Source organism: Planomonospora corallina (assembly GCF_042650625.1).
Classification (GTDB): Bacteria; Actinomycetota; Actinomycetes; order Streptosporangiales; family Streptosporangiaceae; genus Planomonospora_B; species Planomonospora_B corallina.
Genome location: NZ_JBHSBM010000031.1, coordinates 1 through 3,195, shown reverse-complemented (window position 1 = coordinate 3,195; position 3,195 = coordinate 1). Strand labels below are relative to the sequence as shown.

Here is a 3,195-nt window from a genome sequence, read left to right as displayed (position 1 = left end):
ACCGGGTCGGCGACCCGCATGGCGCCGGGCGCGCCGGCCGGCGAGGCCGGCTCGGGCAGGGCGACCGCGCCCACCGGGGTGGCCGGGTCGGCGGTCAGCGCGCCGACCGTGCCCACGTAGTCGGCGAGCATCGCCTCGACCCTGGCGGCGTCGAACAGGTCGGGGTTGTAGACGACCTCGACGGAGAACCTCCCGTCCCGTTCCGCCACGTACACGGTCAGGTCGAACGGCGACCCCGGCTTGTCGACCTCGATGGTCTCGCTGCTCAGCCCGGGCAGGTCCAGCCGGGGCTCGGCGAGGTTCAGCACGTTGAACATGACCTGCACCAGCGGGGCGCGGGAGGGGTCCCTGGGGATGCCGAGCTCCTCGACCACCCGCTCCAGCGGGGCCGCCGGGTGCGCGGCGACGTCCAGCAGCTCGCGGGCGCACCGCCGTACGTGGGTGGCGAAGTCGGCGCGGGGGTCCGTGCGCAGCCGCAGCGGGACCATGTCGATGAAGAAGCCGACCAGGTCGTCGAAGGCGGCCACCCTCCGGTCGGCGACGACCGCGCCGATGACGTGGTCGTCCGTGCCGGTGAGCCGGTGGAGCAGCCGGCCGAGACCGGCCAGCAGCACCCCCGCCGGGGTCGCCCCGAGGTCGGCGGCGAGCGCGCGGACCGCGGCGTCGGCGGCCGGCGGGAGGAGCACGCGGGCCTCGGCTCCGTGGTAGGTCTGCACGGCCGGGCGGGGCCGGTCGCGGGGCAGGTCCAGCACGGTGGGCGCCCCGCGCAGGTGCTCGGCCCACCAGGCCAGGTCCGCGTCGCCGTCGCGGCGGTCCCGCTCGGCCCGCCAGACCGCGTAGTCGGCGTACGACGCCCGCAGCGGCGCCAGGTCCGCCGGCCGGCCGGTGACGGCGCCGGTGTAGGCGGCGGACAGGTCGGTGTAGAGCGTCTCCCGGGACCAGCCGTCGAACACCGCGTGGTGCAGGGTCAGCGCCAGCACGTGCTCGCCGGGGCCCAGCACGTACAGCCACGCCCTCCAGGGGGAGCCGTTCGCCAGGTCGAACGGCGCGGACGCGCCGGCCGCCAGCCGGGCGCGCAGCTGCGCCTCCCGCTGCTGTCGGCCGTACCCGCTCAGGTCCACCACGGTCAGGTCCGCCTCGGACGGCGGCTCGCAGACGGCGTACGGCACGCCGGACTCCTGCCGGATCCTCCAGCGCAGCACCTCGTGCCGCTCGGCGACGGCCCGCAGCGCCGTGCGCAGCGCCGGCACCTCCAGGGGTCCGCGCAGTCTCTCGGCGAGGGCGATGTTGTACGGCGCGGCCTCGGGCGCCAGCTGGTCCAGGAACCACAGGCGGCGCTGCGGCGGAGCCAGGGCCGGCGGGTTGCCGGTGGTGAGCTCCGGCCCCGGCAGCCGGGCGGCCTCGTCGAAGCGTGCGGCGATCCCCTGCAGGGTACGGCCGGCGAACACGTCCTCCACCGTCACGTCCAGGCCCAGTTCGTCGCGGGCGGCGGCGACCAGCCGCATCGCGGTGATCGAGTCGCCTCCGCTCGCGAAGAAGTCGGCGCCGACGCCGAGGCGCCGCCACAGCGCCGCGAGCGCCCGCTCGGTGGCGGTCCTCCCCTCCGGCGGGCCGCCGGCCGGGCGCTGCGCGGCGGCCAGCTCCCGCAGCCTGGCCCCGTCCACCTTGCCGGAGGAGTTGAGCGGCAGTCCGGGCAGGCGCAGCACGCGCTCCGGCAGCATCGCCGCGGTGAGCCGCGAGGCCGCGTACCCCGCGTCGGCGGGGGCGTCCTCCGGCGTGAGGAACGCGACCAGCTCCAGGCCGCCGCCGGGCCGCGGCACCGCTTCCACCGCCGCCCGCGCCACCCGCGGGTGCTCCTCCAGGACGGACGCGATCTCGCCGAGCTCGATCCGCTGGCCGCGGATCTTGACCTGCCCGTCCCGGCGGCCCAGGTAGACGAGCCGCCCGTCGTCGGCGTACCGCACGATGTCCCCGGTCCGGTAGAGCCGCGCGCCCGGCTCCCCGGAGAACGGGTCGGGCACGAACGCCGCGGCGGTCAGCGCGGGCCTGCCCAGGTAGCCGCGGGCCACGCCGGGACCGCCGATCAGCAGCTCGCCCTCGGCGCCGGGCTCGACCGGGCGGAGCCGGTCGTCGACGACGTGGCAGCGGTGACCGGGGGTGGGGCGGCCGATCGGCACCGGCGCGGTCTGCGGCGCGGTCAGGTCGCCGGTGACGGCCAGCACCGTGGTCTCGGTGGGTCCGTAGGAGTCGACGAACCGGCGGCCCGGCGTCGCCCACCGGTCGACCAGCGCGGGCGGCACCGCGTCGCCGCCGCACATCACCAGGCGCCAGTCGGGCAGCTCGGCCGGGTCGAGCAGGGACAGCACGGCCGGGGTGACGAACCCCCAGGTGACCCGGTGCTCGGCGATGAAACGCCGCAGCCTGGCCGGGTCGGCGCGGTCGGCGTCCCCGACCAGTTGCACCGCCCCGCCCACGGTCAGCGGCACGAGCAGGTCGATGACGGAGGCGTCGAACCCGAAGGACGCGATGCCCAGCGCTCTGGTGGTCCGGTCGGCTCCGGTGCCCGCGGCGCACGAGACGACGAAGTCGGCCACGTTGCGGTGGGTGACGAGCACGCCCTTGGGCCGGCCGGTGGAGCCGGAGGTGTACAGCACGTAGGCGAGGTTGTCCGGTGCGGCCGGGCAGGCGGGCACGGCGGACAGGTCGGCGGCCTCGGCCGGGCCGGGTACGGCGACGCACCGCAGGCCCGCCTCGCCGGCCGCCTCCGCTCCCGCCCGGTCCGCCACCGCGATCTCCAGACCGGCGTCGGCGGCCATGTCCCGCAGCCTCAGCCGCGGGCCGGCCGGATCCAGCGGCACGTAGCAGCCGCCGGACAGCAGCACGCCGAGGATCGCGACCACCGCGGCGGGCCGCCGCTCCACGCAGATCCCGATCCGGGTCTCCGGTCCGGCGCCGAGCGCGCGGAGCCGGGCGGCGAGCGCCGCGGCACGGCCGGCCAGCTCTCGGTAGGTGATCCTCTCGTCCCACTGGGCGACCGCGACCGCGTCCGGAACGGCGCGGGCCCGCGCCACGATGAGGTCGGCGACGGTCGTCTCGGGACGGGACAGGGGGTCGTTCATCGCGCACCGCCTACGGTGTGGGGGTCGGTGATCTGCAGGCGGAGCTCGCTGAAGTAGCGCCTGCCCGCGTGGTCGG

At 77.2% G+C, this 3,195-nt stretch carries 1 protein-coding gene; it reads right to left on the bottom strand.

All coding sequences use genetic code 11. The annotated features are described in order from the left end of the window. A partial coding sequence (locus ACFOWE_RS24900; RefSeq protein WP_377291949.1) for an amino acid adenylation domain-containing protein occupies positions 1-3,119 on the bottom strand: 3,119 nt, incomplete at its 3' end. Between the last annotated feature and the right edge of the window lie 76 nt (positions 3,120-3,195).